At 66.7% G+C, this 16737-nt stretch carries 13 protein-coding genes; 8 read left to right on the plus strand and 5 right to left on the minus strand.

Annotated elements, in window-relative coordinates:
• The first annotated feature begins 92 nt into the window (after nucleotides 1–92).
• A complete protein-coding gene (locus tag GV035_RS07190; RefSeq protein ID WP_159834274.1) occupies nucleotides 93–1175 on the plus strand; it encodes a sodium:calcium antiporter in 1083 nt (360 codons plus the stop codon).
• 233 nt (nucleotides 1176–1408) lie between these two features.
• Here GV035_RS07190 and GV035_RS07195 read toward each other — a convergent pair whose 3' ends face one another.
• Nucleotides 1409–1927, minus strand: a complete 519-nt coding sequence (locus GV035_RS07195; protein ID WP_236572475.1) for a cytochrome b — start codon at nucleotides 1925–1927, stop codon at nucleotides 1409–1411.
• Between the two features lie 432 nt (nucleotides 1928–2359).
• Between GV035_RS07195 and GV035_RS07200 the strand changes: the two genes are divergently transcribed.
• From GV035_RS07200 to GV035_RS07225, 7 genes are all read left to right on the plus strand, one after another.
• Entirely contained in the window at nucleotides 2360–3484 is a 1125-nt protein-coding gene (locus tag GV035_RS07200) for a VIT1/CCC1 transporter family protein (RefSeq protein WP_159834276.1), read from the plus strand.
• Between the two features lie 196 nt (nucleotides 3485–3680).
• Complete coding sequence (locus tag GV035_RS29705) at nucleotides 3681–3815, plus strand: hypothetical protein (RefSeq protein WP_256465423.1); 135 nt, start codon at nucleotides 3681–3683, stop codon at nucleotides 3813–3815.
• Between the two features lie 42 nt (nucleotides 3816–3857).
• On the plus strand, nucleotides 3858–5393 hold the full coding sequence (locus tag GV035_RS07205; RefSeq protein ID WP_159834277.1) for a hypothetical protein: 1536 nt from the start codon (nucleotides 3858–3860) through the stop codon (nucleotides 5391–5393).
• A 12-nt stretch (nucleotides 5394–5405) separates the two neighbouring features.
• Nucleotides 5406–6305 (plus strand): FecR domain-containing protein, encoded by a 900-nt coding sequence (locus GV035_RS07210; RefSeq protein ID WP_159834278.1) that lies wholly within the window; start codon nucleotides 5406–5408, stop codon nucleotides 6303–6305.
• Nucleotides 6302–7180 carry a c-type heme family protein gene (locus GV035_RS07215; protein ID WP_159834279.1) on the plus strand — a complete coding sequence of 293 codons (879 nt, stop codon included), beginning with the start codon at nucleotides 6302–6304 and terminating at the stop codon, nucleotides 7178–7180. Before GV035_RS07210 ends, GV035_RS07215 begins: the two co-directional genes overlap by 4 nt.
• Nucleotides 7181–7186: 6 nt before the next feature.
• Nucleotides 7187–8572, plus strand: a complete 1386-nt coding sequence (locus GV035_RS07220) for a serine/threonine-protein kinase (protein ID WP_159834280.1) — start codon at nucleotides 7187–7189, stop codon at nucleotides 8570–8572.
• Between the two features lie 22 nt (nucleotides 8573–8594).
• On the plus strand, nucleotides 8595–9431 hold the full coding sequence (locus GV035_RS07225) for a PP2C family protein-serine/threonine phosphatase (RefSeq protein ID WP_159834281.1): 837 nt from the start codon (nucleotides 8595–8597) through the stop codon (nucleotides 9429–9431).
• Nucleotides 9432–9935: 504 nt separating this feature from the next.
• Here the strand turns inward: GV035_RS07225 and tagF are convergent.
• The 4 genes from tagF to tssK are packed head-to-tail and all read right to left on the minus strand — an operon-like array spanning nucleotide 9936 to nucleotide 16727.
• Nucleotides 9936–10520 carry a type VI secretion system-associated protein TagF gene (gene tagF / locus GV035_RS07230; protein WP_236572476.1) on the minus strand — a complete coding sequence of 195 codons (585 nt, stop codon included), beginning with the start codon at nucleotides 10518–10520 and terminating at the stop codon, nucleotides 9936–9938.
• The gene (gene tssM / locus GV035_RS07235) at nucleotides 10517–13975 is read right to left on the minus strand and encodes a type VI secretion system membrane subunit TssM (RefSeq protein ID WP_201303925.1); all 3459 of its coding nucleotides are present in this window, start codon (nucleotides 13973–13975) and stop codon (nucleotides 10517–10519) included. Before tssM ends, tagF begins: the two co-directional genes overlap by 4 nt.
• Nucleotides 13976–14004: 29 nt before the next feature.
• Nucleotides 14005–15372, minus strand: a complete 1368-nt coding sequence (gene tssL / locus GV035_RS07240) for a type VI secretion system protein TssL, long form (RefSeq protein WP_201303926.1) — start codon at nucleotides 15370–15372, stop codon at nucleotides 14005–14007.
• On the minus strand, nucleotides 15369–16727 hold the full coding sequence (gene tssK, locus GV035_RS07245; RefSeq protein WP_159834282.1) for a type VI secretion system baseplate subunit TssK: 1359 nt from the start codon (nucleotides 16725–16727) through the stop codon (nucleotides 15369–15371). Before tssK ends, tssL begins: the two co-directional genes overlap by 4 nt.
• Nucleotides 16728–16737 lie beyond the last annotated feature (10 nt).

Raw genomic sequence — 16737 nt, forward strand, 5'->3', positions numbered from 1 at the left:
TCTTGCGTCAATTGACCTGTTGGCCGCGCTGTTCGACCGCTATGCGTCGTGCGGTTGTTATGCGGACCAAAAGCCACGATTCGGGAGACACCATGTTCGACGCGCTGCCACTCATCGCACTGTTTGCCATTTTTGCGGGTGCCGCCGGTGCCGTGTGGTTCGCCGGGATCAGGCTGTCGGATACGACAGACATACTGGCAACGCGGTTCGGCTTAGGCCAGGCTCTTGGTGGTGTCATCCTTCTGGCGATTGCGACCAACCTTCCCGAAATCGCCATTACGGTGAGTGCAGCCGCGTCGAACAACATGGGCGTTGCGGTGGGTAACATTCTGGGCGGCATCGCGATCCAGACGGTGGTCCTCGTCATCATCGACGCGTTCGGTATGCGCGGGAATCCGCCGCTCATGTACAAGGCGGCGAGCCTCACGCTAGTGATCGAAGGACTTGTGGTCGTCGCAGTGCTGATCGTCTCGATCATGGGCACGCAGATGCCGGCCTCGTTGATCGCCGCGCGGCTTACGCCTGTTGCCGTGCTGATCACCGCGTTCTGGCTGGTCGGTGTCTGGCTCATCGGCGTAGCGAACCGAGGGCTGCCGTGGCAAGACAAGGCGGGAAACGCGCCTGACACGCAAGACAAGCCGAAGGGGCATTCTCAATCCCAGAAGAACGATAACGCCAACCGAAGCGGCGTGAGCACGGGTAAAACCGTTTTCGTTTTTGTCATCGCGGCAGTCGTGACGCTTGTGGCTGGAGTGGTGCTGGAACGCTGCGGCGACGCCATCGCGAAGCACATCGGGATGACGGGCGTTCTCTTCGGTGCGACCGTGCTCGCGGCAGCGACCTCGCTTCCCGAAGTGTCTACCGGACTCACCTCGGCAAAGGCGGGTGATTTTCAACTCGCGGTGAGCGACATCTTCGGCGGCAACGCATTCTTGCCCGTTCTCTTTCTGCTTGCGACAGTCGTGTCCGGCAAGGCCGTGCTCCCGCAGGCGCAAAAGACCGACATTTATCTCGCTGGCCTTGGCGTCTTGCTCACGAGCGTGTATCTGGCCGGGCTGATTTTTCGACCTAAACGAAAAGTGCTGGGCATGGGCGTCGATTCCCTGACAGTGCTTGTCTTGTACGTCGTCGGGACGTGTGGCCTGTTCGCCATTGCGCTATCTCATCGATCGTAGGTTGAGCGCAACTCTCGATGCATGCACGCGGCGCTGCGTTCCCCTACGGGCCATTTTCCCGCCCCGCGGGATCCGATGCGAAGCTTGTACGTGGTGTTTATGTCGCGGGCCGTGAGCTTCGCGGACGCGGCCCGCCGCTATATGCCGCCGTTGCACGAAGCGGCGGAGAAACGGTGCGGGTTGAAGCGCCGGGCCAGTCCTGTTCCATGGCGGGGCCCTAAGCTCCAGCAGTATTAGAGGCCGCGCCGCTTCAGTCCCGGCAGCATGCGGACCAGCACCGTATCGCGCACCACGAAGTGATGGAACAGCGCCGCCGCCGCGTGCGCCGCCGCCAGGACGATGATCGTCCAGCCGATGAATTCGTGCGCTTCCCCGATGGTGTGATGCGCCGCCTTGCTAAATGGCGCGAACGGCGGCGGTATCAGCAGCCCGAAAAAGCTCATCGACTCGTCCCCTGACCACCGCAGCACGAACCCGAGCACGGCTTCGGAAACGAGTAATGCATAAAGCAGATAGTGAACGCCCTTGGCCGCAAGCTCGATCCATCCGGCCGATGCAACCGGCGCCTGATGTCGAGGCGACACGCGCCACAGAATGCGCACGATGATGACTGCCGACAGCAGGATGCCGAAAGACATGTGCGTGACGATCAAAACATGCCGCGTCGGACGGGGCGTGAACCCCCACACCTGAGACAGGATGAATTGGGCCAGCACGAGTATCACGGTCAGCCAATGAAGCGCGATGGACATCGTGTCGTAAGACGTTCTGTCGTCGCCGGCCGCGATTCGCGTGGCCGCTTTAGCGGAATCAGAAGGTTGCTTGCGTTGCATCGTTCAGTGGTCGGCAATCAGCCGCTCGAGTTAATCATGGTTTAGTGGTGAAGCACGGCCAGGAGTTCAAGAAACGGCCACCGTGCGAATCGGGATTTGTCGCCTAAGCGTGACTGGCGCCAGCCTCACGGCATACGCAAGATAGCAGATAAGCCGGGACGCTCCCGCAATGGCACTGCCATGGCCGTTCAGTCTGAGCCCGCCGAACTTAAGCGTTGCTTAACGCGATAGCTGCATGCTTGCACGAATGCAAACCATTGCCATTCTTGGTCATTGCAGAGTTGAGGGCTTTTGCCGCTCGCGCTGCAAGCTGGCGATACAGTTGTGCTTCTGATCCGCAGGCACACCCATATGGCATCAAAACAAGAACTGAAGCGGTATCGGGCCAACCTCGCCGATGAACTGCACAGCGCGGCACTTTACGAAACACTTTCCCGCGTCGAAGCGCGCGCCGACCGCAAGCGCATTTTCGCGGAACTGGCGGCGTCTGAAAAGCAGCATGCGCAAGTGTGGGCCGACAAACTCAGGGCCAATCATCAAAACGCCCGCACGGGACCGGCTTTCAAAACCGCCTTGATGAAAGGACTCGTTCATGTGTTCGGCGCGCGTTTCGTCCTCCCGACGCTTGCGGCATCCGAATTCGCGGACCGAAACAAATACGCCGGCAATCCCGACACGGCAACCATGTCCGCCGACGAACACCGTCACGCGAATGTCGTTCAGTCGCTAGCCAACGAGGGAAAAAAAGCCGCGACAAAAGGCGCCGACATTGCCGATGCGGAGTCATGGCACCGGGGCGTCTCGTCGGGCAATGACCTTCGCGCGGCGGTGCTCGGCGCCAACGATGGTCTCGTGTCCAACTTCTGCCTCATCATGGGCGTTGCCGGCGCGGGCACGCAGAACCGAGCCATTCTATTGACTGCGCTCGCAGGAATCATCGCGGGGGCGTGTTCGATGGCGCTTGGCGAGTGGCTGTCGGTCACGAATGCGCGCGAGCTCGCCCGGACCCAGATTCAAAGAGAAGCGGATGAACTCGAACACACGCCGGAGGCGGAAGAACACGAGCTGCGCATGATCTATCGCGCCAAAGGTCTCGATGGTGAAGAGGCGAGCCGCGTCGCCTCGCAAATCATGCGCGACAAGGACAAGGCACTCGATGCCTTGACGCGCGAGGAGCTTGGCATCGATCCAGCCGAAATGGGCGGCAACCCGTGGTCCGCGGCGGCGGTATCGTTTGTCCTTTTCTCGGCTGGCGCCGTTTTTCCTGCTATGCCGTTCTTGTGGTCGTCGGGCAGGCCGGCAATCATTCAATGCATTGCATTGAGCATTCTCGCGCTTGCCGCCATCGGCATGTTCACGTCTCTCTTCAACGGCCGAAGCACGATCTTTTCGGCAGCGCGCCAGATTTTGATCGGGCTCGCCGCCGCCGCATTCACTTTCGGCGTCGGTCATTTGCTCGGCGTGTCGGTGTCCTGAAGCTCCCGTCGCACGACCGTTCACGCGGCTCGTGCACGCCTCTTTCTGTCGCCCGACGAGTGCGCCGAACACTCCACATCGCGCCTCTATTCCCTCTCCTCGCAGAAATATTCTCCCCGCCGGGCGCGGAACAAATGCGCCGCGCCCGTTGTTTTCGTAGCGAAGGCAGCCGCAACGAACGCAAACGGAGACAGTCATGCACCGCGCCATCTATGTCATGGATCAGAGCTTCTTCAACCTCGGCTGCTTCTATCGCGTCGACGTGCGCAGCCGCAGTGGCCGCCTGATCGAAACACATTACGTCGAGTTGAACCAGATCACCTGGTGCTGAATGCGCGACGCGTTTCTCCGTTGAACCGCAGGGAGACTATTCATGCCTTATTCCTACGCCCGGCTGCCCGTCACCGTCCCGTACGAGAAGTGGATGCGCAAAACGTCATCGCGCGTGCAGATGCGCAGCGCGGCGCTCAAGCGCCTCGACGAACAGATACTTCAGTACGAACGCGATCGCACGACCTACCGCTTCCACGAACTCGTCAACGCGTTCGAGAACTGGAAGGCATCCGTCGGACCCGGCGATGCATGGAAAAGCAATTCGCGCAACGATTCGGACTACTTCACTATTCTCGACAGGCAACTGCGCGGTCAAGGCGACACCGATGCCGCCGCTGGCGCGATGGACTTCATGACGCCCGCGCTCATCAATTCGCGGCTGGGCGTGCTGTATCTCTTCGGCAATCTGGAGATCGAGGACGACACGTTCCAGGTGCTGCTCGACGGCGCGTTCGAAGTCACGAATGCGGGTCTCGGTCTCGCGCCCGAGTCGAACCTCGCGGCGGCGCGCGCCGCTGAAGTGCTCGACAACAGTCTCGTGCAGAAGTCGGCGTCCGTCGCGCTCGAACAGGTACAGAAGAAGATCAAGAAGCACAAGGGCCAGAAACGTGTCGATGCCAACGAGCTGAATAACAGCACCGTGAGCCTGCCCGCGCTCGGCAGCGCGGCGCGGCGGCTCTACGAATCGATCCGCGCCAAAGTAGAAGAAGCCGCGAAGAAGCTCTGGGAGACGATTCGCGAGAAAGTGACCGACATTCGCAACGACCCGGGCGGCTTCGCGCTCGACACCATGCCTGGACTTTTGCGCAAGCTCGTGAACACGTTGTGCGAGAAGCTCTTCGCGAGCGTCGCGCCGTTCATCGGCGCGGGCCTCGACATTGCGAAGGGCATCGCCAACACGGTCGACAGCAGCATCACCAAGTACCGCGAATGGGTGGCCGGACGCGACGTGCAAGTGCTCGCGGGCCATCCGGGGACCATCATCGAGGCCATCCGTCGCGCGATGAAGCTGTCCATCGGCGCGGGCGTGTACGACCTCGTCAAGGGCGGCGCGAGTCTCGGCATGCAGTTCGCGAGCCAGGGCGCCTCGACCATCGTCGATGTGGTCGTGTCCATCGTCGAGACGCTTGCGAAGACCATCTGGAAGCTGGTGGAGATCAGGCGCATCAAGCGGTTCTGCGAGCTTGCCAAGAAGCACTGGCAGGCGCGCATGGAACGCGACGCGCTTCATACCCGGCCCGTTGCCTTCAATAGCTGGTACAAGGGCTACGCCGTCTCGATACCGGCGCTCTCGGTGCTCACGCTGAACTCGGGCATTTGCGGCGACAAGATGCATTTTCTCGCGATGTTCAAGGACGACGAGACGGTCATCAGCGAAGCGGCGTTCGCGTCGGGCTGCCGGTACATCGACGGTCTCAAGATATGGGGCGCCGAGTATCTGAGCGATTCGGGCTTCACGTTCAAGTCGAAAGACCCGATGATCCAGAGCTTGCTGAAGTTCGCCGTGAGTCACACCGAAGAACAGACCTGGGACTTGAAGCTCCGCAAGGCCGTCCTCGGTTTTCTCAACGCCTAGCGAGTGACGACGATGAACGCTCGCGCTGCCCTGCGATGGCTGCTCGCCTCTCTGTCGCTCGCGTGCCTCTGCGCGCCTGAGACTGCTCATGCCGCGAACGCGATGCTGCTGCCCGAAGGCGCCGTCACGCTGATTCGCGCAACGACCGTGTATCGGGTGAATGCACCCGTCGCGCTCGAACCCGGCGATCTGCTCGCGACCGGTCCGCAAGCGGGCGCGCAAATCGAGTACGGCGACGGCGCTATCGCCGCGCTCGCCGCCGATACGCGCCTTGCTATCGATGCCACGACGGCAACGGATTCGCTCGCGCTGCTCGGCGGCTGGATCAAGGTCACGCGCACGCATGCGCTGCAATCGAGTGCGTTGTCGATCGAGACGACCGCATGGCACGCGGTCCTCTCCGACGGCGCCGCCGTCGTTCACGCGGACACGGACGCGGTCTCGCTCTTCGTGGAGAACGGCAGCATCACGTTGTCTTTGTCCGGGCGCGGGCAGCATCCGCAGCTTCTTTCCGCCGAACGCTACGTGCAACGCGCGAAGGACGACGCCGGCAAACCGCTCGCGACGCAACCCGGTCCCACGCCCGGTTTCATCGCCGCCATGCCGATGCCGTTTCGCGATCCGCTCGGCGCCATCGTTCGACGCGCGGCGGCGAAGGACAAACCGCTGGTAGACGACCACACGGCCTCGTATGCGGACATCGGCGACTGGCTGACGACATCGTTCCCATTGCGCCGCACGTTCGTCGCGCGCTTTCGGCCGCTCGCGCAAACGCAGCCGTTTCGCTCGCAAATGCAGCAACACCTGCGCGATCTGCCCGAATGGCGGCGCGTGCTCTGCCCGCCTCCCGCGCCGCCACGCGCGCGCATCAACGTACCCATCGAAGCCACGACCACCGAGGACGCATCATGAGACTGTCGCTTGCTGTCAAGTTCAACCTCGTGTTTCTCGCGGTCTTCGTGATCGGCTTCGTCTCGGCGGGGCTTGCCGCGCGCGAGTTGCTGCGCCGCGCGGCGATCGACGAAACCGTGCAAAACGCGCGTGTGCTCATGGAAGCGGCGAGCGCGTCGCAGAACTACACGGCGACGCAGATCACGCCGCTGCTTCAAACGCAGCTCAAATACGGCTTCGTGCCGCAATCGGTGCCGGCGTTTTCGGCTGTCGAGACGCTGATGGCGCTGGAGAAGCACCTGTCCGGCTACGCGTATCGTTCGACGATGCTCAATCCGACCAACCCGCGAGACCGGCCATCGGATTGGGAAACGGATGTCATTCGCCATCTGCACGACAAGCCGGAACTCAAGGAAGTCGTCGGACTGCGCGATACCCCGACGGGCAAGACGCTGTATATCGCGCGCCCGAACCGCATCACCGACGCCGCGTGCATGGAGTGCCACAGCGTGCCGTCGCGCGCGCCGCGCACGATGATCGACAAGTACGGCCCCGACAACGGCTTCAACTGGACGATGCACGAAGTGATCGGCGCGGATTTCGTGTCGGTGCCGATGGCCTTGCCCGTCGCGCGCAGCGATGCGTTGCTGCGCACGTTCCTCGTCTCGCTGCTCGGCGTGTTCGCGCTGCTTCTGCTCGCGCTCAACGCGATGGTCCATGTGCTCGTGACGCGCCGCATCCGCGCCCTGTCGCGCGCCGCCGATCAGGCGAGCCTCGGCCAGCTCGACGACGCCACGTTCAACGAACACGGCCGCGATGAAATCGCTTCGCTCGCGGCGTCGTTCGCGCGCATGAAGACGAGTCTCGTCGAGGCGTTCAGGATGATCGAGGCCTAGCGAACCATGAGCGCGCAGACAGAACCGCCTGTGGCTTCGCTCGGCAAATACCGCGTCGGCGAGACGCTCGGCGCGGGCGCGATGGGGATCGTCTATCGCGCGTTCGATCCGGATATCGAGCGGCACGTCGCGATCAAGACGGTGCGCCGCGAATTGCTCGACAACGGCGAGCGCGCGAGCCTCATCGCGCGCTTTCGCAACGAGGCCCAGGCGGCGGGACGGCTCGCGCATCCGCATATCGTCGGCGTGTACGACTACGGCGAGACCGCCGACACGGCGTATATCGTGATGGAGCTCGTCAGCGGGCGCAGCCTGAAAAGCGTGCTCGAAGGCGGGCGTATTCCGGATCTCGCGGCGGCGCTCGACTGGTTCGCGCAGTTGCTGGCGGCGCTTGGATTCGCGCACGAACGCGGCGTCATTCATCGCGATGTCAAGCCGGCCAATCTGCTGATCGATCAGCAAGGCCGGCTCAAGGTGACGGACTTCGGCATCGCGCATGTGGAATCGTCGGCATTGACGATGGTCGGCGCGATGATCGGCACGCCCGGTTATATGTCGCCGGAGCAGTTCTCGGGCGATGCCATCGACGCGCGCTCGGATCTGTTCTCGGCGGCCGTCGTTCTCTATCAGATGCTGACCGGGCAGCGCGCGTTCGCGGGCGCGTCGCAGGCGGCGGTGATGCAGCAGGTCATGCACGAGACGCCGCCTTTGCCGTCGGCCTGCAACCCCGCGTTGCCGCCCGCGCTCGACGCCGTGCTCATGCGCGCGCTCAGCAAGGCGCGCGCAGCGCGCTATGCAAGCGCCAGCGCGCTGTCCGAGGCGCTTTTCGAAGCGGCGGGCGCGGCGGCGCGCCGCGATGACGATTGCACGGTGCTCGAAGCGCGAGCGGCGCCATGCACGCGTCCATCGCCCGACGGCTCGCTGTCATCGCTGTCATCGCTGTCATTGCCGTCATCGCAAACGCAATGGCCCGACAGCACGCTCGGACAGATCGAAGCCTGTCTCGCCGCGCAAATCGGCCCCGTCGCGCGGCTCCTCGTGCGCCGATGCGCGCAGCGCGCGACGGACTTGGCTGCCCTCGTCGCGCTCGTCGCGCCGAGCATTCCATCGGAGAAAGCGCGGGCGCAATTCATCGCGGCCTTCCGAAGCGATGTTTCGCTCGCCGCTTCGGTTTCCGGCTCCGGCCACGGCCAGACGACTTCGCTCCCCGCGGAGGATGTGCAGGCCGCAGCGCGCAAGCTCGCTGTCTATGTCGGCCCCATCGCGCTCATCATCGCGAAACGGGAAGCCGCCCGCGCTCACGATATCGGCGCGCTGCATGCACGGCTGGCGGCGTCGATTTCGAACCCGCGCGACCGTGAGCTGTTCGCGCGCGACGTCGGCTTGTCCTGACTCGATACCGGGAGACCGCCGCATGAATCGCAAGCCTTCGCAACCCTGTGCGCCGGTTCGTCTCGACGGCTGGTCCGCGTTCGGCGCAACCGATGCCGGCCGCGTGCGCCGCGAGAATCAGGACCGCTTCGTGATCAGTCCGCACGCGCGCCTGCTTGCCGTCGCGGACGGCATGGGCGGACACGCGTTCGGCGCACGCGCGAGCACCGTTGCCTTGGAGCGCATCACCGCATCGCTGGCGCGCGCCGTCGATGAACTGACCGCGCATTCGTTCGATGCGACCCGCGACGCCGATCCCGACGCGACCGTGCTCGATGCATCGCTGAACGCGACCCGCGTGCTCACCGCCGCGCTCGACGACGCCAACGCGACGCTGCATGCCATCAATGTGCGCGAGGGCATCGGCACGCACCGTTCGATGGGCACGACCGTCACCGGCATCTGGCTGCCGCCCGGCTCCGCGATGCTCTATGCGTTTCATGTGGGCGACAGCCGGCTGTATCGCTGCCGCGACGGCGCGCTCGCGCAACTCACGCGCGATCAGACGCTCCTTCAGCAAGCACTCGAAACCGGCGACTTCGAGCATCTGCCGCCGCGCAACATGCTGTTGCAGGCGCTCGGTCCAGAGCCGTCGATCACGCCAGAGATCAGGGCGCATGCCGCGCGGCCCGGCGACCGCTTTTTGCTATGCAGCGACGGTCTGCACGGCGAGGTGCCGCATCACGAGGTCGAGCGTGTTCTCGCGCAGATGCAGCCTGAGCAGGCGGAGGCGGCGTGCCGGCGTCTCATCGAACTCGCATGCGATGCGGGCGGTAAGGACAATGTGACGGTGGTGATTGCTTGCGTGGAAGGCGGGTAGGAGGGACGGCTTTGGGCAGGCCGCGCGCCGGGCCTTCGTGGCATCAGCCGCGCGCCATGCACGGCGGCGCATTGTCTTCGTCGCTAGGCTTTGCGAGCGCGATCGAATCTGCACCGGAATCCGCGTGGCGCGCGTCCGGCGTCAGAGCGGAGCGCGCGAGTTTGCGACATCGAGCGAACGAGCCGCCGGCGCGCGGCAATAACAACGCGACGGTGCGGATCGCTTAAGCGAATGGACTATAAAGCCCGCCCGTCGAACAACGCCGCTACGAAAGAGACGTCCGCCAAACCGCACGCCGGGCCTTCGCGCCATCAGCCGCCAGCCATACGCGGCGGCGAATTGCCCTCGCCGCTTACCTCCGCGAGCGCGATCAGATCGGCACGGAAATCGGCGAGACGCGCCCGGCATCAGCTTCGAGAGCGCCAGTTCGCCGCTCCGCGCGAACCAGCCGCCCGCGTGCGGCAAGGACAACATGAAAGTGGTGATCGGCTGCACGGACGGCGATCAGAAAGCGCGCCCGTCGAACAACGCCGCCACGAACGCCGCGTCCGGCAGACCGCTCACCACCCGCACCTCGCCTTCGTGCCACCACGCGCACACGCCCTCTGTGCCCGCCGCGCCCGGCGGCACATCGCCTTCGCCGGACGTCTCCGAAAGCGCGATCAAACCCGCGTCGAAATCGGCGAGACGCGCGTCCGGCAAGAGCGTCGAGAGCGCCAGTTCGCGGCATCGCGCGAACCAGCCGCCGGCGCGCGGCAGCCAGCCGGCGCAGGCATCGGCGGAAAGGGGCGCGGCGATCGTCAGCGGAAAATGACGGCCCGCGCGATCGACGCTCGGCATCAGCACGCCCGCCCACACCGCGCCGCCGACGACCCCGCCGCCCAGCGCGAAGCACCAGAGCGGCGCGTTCAGATACGCATCGAGCCAGGCGGAACCGAGCGCGTCGCGGCTCGCGAGCAGGCCCGCTTGCAGCATGACATCCCACGGCCCGACGAACGATGCCGGCAGCCGCCGCATCACGAAATCGCCGTTGCTGCGCACTTTGCCGAAGCATCCGGCCGCGCCGGGGGCGCCGGGTGCCCGCCTCACAGCAGATCCGGGCAGCGAAATTGTTCGAGCGGCGCGCGCCTGAACGGATTGACGACGCTGTTCGCATCCAGTTCCAGCACCGCCCGGCGCCCCGCCGATTGCAGCGTCAGCGTATAGCGGTCCGGTTCGCGCGTCGCATCGAGCTTGCCTGCATCGATCAGATGCAGCAGCGCCCACGGACCGCTCGCCTGGAACGCCGCGTCGCTCGTGGCCGGATCGAACTGGGCGCTCGCGCGGCCCGTGCTTTTGCTGCCCGGCCATTGCAGCAGCGCCGACTGCGCGCCGTCCGGACTGACCGCGAACTGCTGTCCGTCGATATCGACATTCACGTGCGCGACCGACGCATCCAGCGCAAGCGCCTTCACGCGAAAGCGAACGGCGATCGTGCGACCGCCGTCGCCGAAGAACGCATCGCGAATCTGCGCCGCGCGCTGAAACTGCGCGAGCGCATCGCGCGGCAGGCCCGCCGGCGAGACGCCCGCGCGCCATTGCCACACCGGCTTGCTCGTATCGACGAGCGCGGCGAGGTTCTTCTGAAAGAAGTCGTCGATAAGGCCGCCCGCCGCGAAGAGCCTGGCGAAGTCATCGGCGGCGGCGTCGCGCGAGGACGCCCGCACGAGCGGATAGCGGCCGTCGAGCGCCTTGTGGCAGAGCGGGCCGACGCTCGCGTTCCACTGCGCGACGAGGCGCGCGCGCTCGCCGCCTTCCACGAGCGACGTGCCCGCCGCCGCGATCGACGCCGTCACCGCCGTCAGCGGCGCGGGACTCGTCTGGCCGGCGAGCCGCAGCTTGCCGAGCGCATCGCCGGCGGGCGCGGCCTGCCCGAGCCGGCGCGCGGCGTCGGCGGCGTCGAGATAGACGGCGGCGTCTTTGAGCGGCGCGAACGCGCGCTCGAGCGATGCCGGATCGCCCGGCTTGCCCGCGAGGCGATGCAGCGCGTCGAAGTGGTCATCGACCGCGGTCGTCGCAGGCGACGCGCCGAGCGTCGTTTCCCGCGCCGCCGCGACAATGAGCCGCGCGAGCGGCGAATCCGGCGCGGACAGCGCGTTGGCGATGCGCGCGCTGTCCGCGAGGCTCGCGGCGGGCGTCGTCGTGATGTCGTCGAGCAGGGCGTCCCACGCGCGGATGGCCGCGTCGAAATAACGCTGGTCGAGCGCGGCGCGCAACGTCGCGAGGCCGTCGGCGGTTTGCGGCAGATCGTCCCGGCCAAGCACCCACGCGTCGCCCGCGACATCGGCGAGCGCCGTGTCTCGCAGCCGCAGATAAACCGCATAGCCCGCGCGCGTGTAGGCGCCCGCGACGCCGTCCGTCAGCGACGCGCCGCTCGCGCGCCGCAGCAGCAGCGGCGCTTTCGGCCCGGCGGCGGTGCTCGCGCTGAACGCGGCGACATTCGCCTGCGTCAGTTCGCGATCCACGCGATTGCCGATGCGCTGCGACAGCGGCAGCGCCGTCAGGGCGGCACGCGCGTCCTTGATGAGCGCGGCGTCGAGCGGCAGCGACGGATCGAAGCGCGTCTTGTCGAAGAGCGCGGCGAGATGGGTGTCGAGCGCGCTTTTTTGCCCGGCATTCGCGTTGCGCGACAGCGCCGCGAGCATATGCGCGCGCACCGCGTTCGCGTCGTAGTGATGCGGGTCGCCGAGCATCAGATACGTGCGCAGCGCGTCATAGCGATACTCAGCCGCGCCCGGCGCGTCGTTGGCGTTGGCGTTGGCGCTGTCGCGCAGTTCGAGCGTCAGCTTGCCCACGACGAGCGGCAGCAAAGTCTGGTCGAGCAGCCGGCGATAGGTGACGCGCGCTTCCTGACCGAGCTTGTCGCCCTGATACAGCCAGAGCCGCGTGAGCCAGGGCACGGGCTTGCCGGCATCGGCGTAACCGCCGGGCAGCGCGCGCGCCGCGTCGAGCAGGGGCAGCACGGCGAGCGGGTCGCTGCTGGCGTTTGCCTCGCGCGCCAGTTGCCGGACGTGCTCCGTCTGCCGCGCGAAATCCGCGACGAACGCGCGATTGCGCTGATAGCTCACGGTCATGCCCGCGAGCGCGAGCGCCAGCGTCACGCCGACGAGCGCGAGCGCGCCGCGCCGCAGCCACGCGCGACGCCGTTCCAGCCGCGCATTGGCCCCGGCGAGACCGGCTTCCGCGAACACCACGTCCTTCAGCAGCCGCTCGATGAAATACGCGCGGCCCGAGGCGTCGCGGGCCGACGCGGCGTCGCGCTTCGTTCCGAGCGACTGCGCGAGCGCGCTGATCGTCCGGTCGATGGGCCTGCCGTGCTGCGTGCCGCTCGTGAAATAGACGCCGCGCAAGAGCGGCGACGCCTCGAAGCGCGTGCCGTGAAACGTGTCGCCGAGAAAGCGCGTGATCGCGGGCTCGAGTCCGGCGAACTGCTGCGCGAAGCCGTGGATGCGCGCCCGCCGCGTCATGTCGGTCTCGCGCTGCATGCGCTCGATCACGCGTGCGCGAAGCCGCGCGCCGAGCGCGTCGAATTCGGCGGGGAAAGCGGCAAGCGCCTGTTGCGCGCCCGCCGCTTTGCCGGGCTTGTCGGATTCGTCGAACGGGAACGTGATGCCCCACACTTGCGCGCGCTCCTTCTCGCCGAGGTCGTCGAAGAACTCGGTGAAACCCGCGACGAGATCGCATTTCGTGACCACGACGTAGACCGGAAAGCGCATGCCGAGCCGCTCGTTCAGTTCCTTGAGACGGCCACGGATGGCGCGGACGTGCGCGTCGCGCGCGGCATCGTCCTGGCGGATGAGATCCGCCGCCGACAGCGTGACGATGACGCCGTTGAGCGGACGGCGCGGCCGGTATTTGCGCAGCAGTTGCAAGAAGCCGGTCCACGCGGACTGGTCGGCGTGCGGGTCGCTGTCCTGCGTCGTGAAGCGGCCTGCCGTATCGAGAAGCACGGCGTCGTCCGTGAACCACCAGTCGCAATGCCGCGTTCCGCCGACACCGCCGATCGCGTCGCCGCCCAGCTTGTCGCGCAGCGGAAAGCGCAGGCCCGAGTGAGAGAGCGCCGTCGTCTTGCCCGTGCCCGGCGCGCCGATGAACATGTACCACGGCAGTTGATAGAGCCATTGCCGGCCGTTCGCGCCCTTCATGCGCGCCTGGCGCAGCGTCGCGAGCGCATCGTCGAATCGCTCGCGCAGCGCGGCGAGTTCTTCGTTCGCAGCGGACTGCGCCTGCTCGCCGCTTCCGCTGCTTCCGCCGCTTTCGCCGCCGACATCGCTCAAAAAGCGCCGGTTCACGAGCCGCGCCGCCGCGAGTCGCGCGCCCCAGAGGAGGAACCACGCCGCCGCGAGAACCGCCATCGCGATGAAGCGGCTCCTTTGCGTCTCCAGCGGCGCGCGTCCGGCATAAGCGACGAGCGGCCCCTCGAACCAGACGAGCACGAGCAGCGCGGCCACGCCCGCGAGCGTGATCCATTGCGGCGTCTTCATCCAGCCTGCGATCTTTTTCATCGATGTCTCCTGATTTGCGGGTGCGGCCATCACGAGGACGCGCCCGGCGCAAGCAACGTGATTTCGACGCGGCGGTTTTTCGCGCGGCCCGCGGGCGTGTCGTTGGGCGCGAGCGGTTCGGCGTCGCCGCGGCCTTCGGCGGTGAAGCGCGCGGGCGTGCCGGTGATCGCGGCGAGCATCGCCTGCACGCTCTCGGCGCGCGCCTGCGACAGATGCCAGTTGGACGGATAGCGCGTGGACAAAAGCCGCTGATCGTCGGTGTGCCCGGTCACGACGACCTTGCCCGACACACTTCTGAGCGCATCCGCGATACGCGCGATCAGCGATTCATACGCCGGGTCGAGCGTCGCGCTGCCCGAGGCAAAGAGGTTGTCGCCGTTGATCGTGACGATGGAGCGGTCCGCGCCCTCGCGCACGCTGACGAGCCCTTGCCGGATCTCGGGCGCGAGGAACGTCGAGAGCGAGGCGGCGGCGGCGCGCATCGGCGCGGCAGCCGGCGCCGGCACGGGCGCGGGCGTCGGCGGCGCGGCGACGCGAATGCGGTTCATCGCGTCGAAGAGCGGGTCGGACGTGCGGTTGAGGCTCGTCGCGAGCGCGACATGCGTGGCGGCGATCACCACGCCCGCGAGCGCCAGATAGACCCACGGCGGCACGCGCTGCGCGAGCGGCGGCCGCGCGCGCTCGACGGGCCGCCAGTGCGGCGACAGCTCCGCCTCGAACGCCCCGCGCTCGGCGCGGATCATGCGTGCCAGCCGTTCGCGAACCGACTCCAGTTGATTGCGCCCGCCGTCGATCAGCCGGTAACGGCCTTCGAATCCGAGCGAAAGAATCACATAGAGTAGTTCAAGAACGTCGATGTTGCGCGACGGCTCCTGCGCGAGCGTCCGCAGAATCAGGAAAAACCGCTCGCCGCCCGACGCTTCGTTGTGAAACGTCACGAGCAGACTGCGGCTGCCCCACACGCCGCTGCCCCACGGCGTGCCCGAAATCGCCTCGTCGATGCAGGTGCACAGGCAATAGCGCGCCGCCGCGAGCCCTTCGGTGCCGATGCCGCTCGCGCGGGCATCGCGTTCGAAATGCCGGACCATCTGCACGAGTTCCGCGCGCAGGGCTTCGATATCCGCCATCGCGGGGCGCGTGCGCAACGGCACGGCCAGTTCCAGCAGCGGGCCGGCCGCGCGCACGAGCGGATTCAGCCCCGTCGCGGCGATGAGCGCGGCGGGCTGCGCGAGAGGCGCGGGCTGCGTCGGATCATCGCGCGGCGGCGCGACGCGTCGGCCGCCCGGCTGCGGAATCAGGATGGTTTCGTCCGGATCGAAGCCGGCATGGGGCAAGGTTGGCGCGTTCACGGTCGGGTCCTTCGCGGGATCAGAAAGATCAGCGGTGTGCTCGGTCATGGGCGGATCGCCCAGAATTCCAGTTCGAGGCCGGGGAAGTCGCCCGCGACGTGCAGCGCGACACCGGCCGAACCGGCGAACTGCTTCCACAGGTCGCTGCCGCGGTCCAGTTCGAAATACGTGAAGCCCGCATGAAAGGGCAACTGGCGCGGGGCGACCGGCAATGCGCGCAAGCCGATGCCCGGCAGTTGCAGATTGACGAGATCGCGGATCCGCTCCACGGGACCGAGCTTCGCTTGCTGCGCGAAGCCGTTGAGCAGCGCGGCGGGCGCGAGATCGGCCTTGACCGCGAGCACGAAGTTCGCTGTCCGAAACAGATCGCGATCGGGCACGATGGCCACGCGCAGTCCGTACTTGCGCTCCTCCAGCGCGATGGGCACCGCATGCGGGTCCATCACGGCGCTGAGCGCGGCGCGCAGTGCATCGACGAGCGGCGTGAACACGGCATCGAGCCGCTCGTGCCGGTAGACCGGAAACGGCGCGGGGCGCTTGCCCGGCGCGCTGAAGGTCGCGAGTTCGCCCGCCAGTTGCAGCGCGTGCTGATGCAGGTCATGCGGATGCAGACCGGTCGTCGACGCGAGCGCCGCGAAAAGCGGCTCGGCGCGGTTGAGCACTTGCAGCAGCAGGAAGTCCGCGATTTCGGCGGCGCCTGTCGCGGCGGGCTGCGCGAGGCGCGCGGCGAGCGCATCGGCGCGCTGGTGCATCAGGCCGACGAGTTCATCGACGAACGCGCACAGGCGGCGCGACACGCGGTAGTCGAGGCACGGCGGCACGTAGGCTGCATCGAGTACGATGCTGTTGTCCGCGCGGCGCTCGACGATGCGCGCGACGCCGAGCGCGCTGTGCGCGTGCGCCACGTCCTGTTCGAATGCGAGGCGCAGTTGCAGCTTGCCGACCTGCACGAGCGCGGCGCCCGTCGCGCCTTCGTTGCTGTCCTGCACTTCCGTTTCCGCGATGCGATGCCGCGCGAAGCCCTCGCGCCCGGCTCCGGCTCCGGCCACGGGCTCGCCGCCGAAGGTCGCCTCGGGCACGCCCTGACGCGCGATCGGCAGCGCCAGCACGACGGTGAGATCGCGTGCGTCATCGGGCACGGCGAGCGGCAGCGGCAGGTCGTCGTCGGCGGGCAGGCGAAACGGCGTGCCGTCGGGCAGCACGCCCGCGCAGTGCGTGAGCACGATACGGCCGAGCTTGAGCTGCCCGGCATCGACGGCAAGCTCCGAGAAACCGTACGCGTAAGGACGCAGCGCCGCGCAGCGCGCGTCGAGCTGGGCGCGCACATAGCGGTCGTGCTGTTGCAGATGCTGCGGCTGAAGCAGCATGCCTTCGGACCAGATCACCTTGTGGTTGGCGGACATCGTCGATCTC

Source organism: Burkholderia sp. 8Y (genome assembly GCF_902506145.1).
In the GTDB taxonomy this organism is placed as follows: domain Bacteria; phylum Pseudomonadota; class Gammaproteobacteria; order Burkholderiales; family Burkholderiaceae; genus Caballeronia.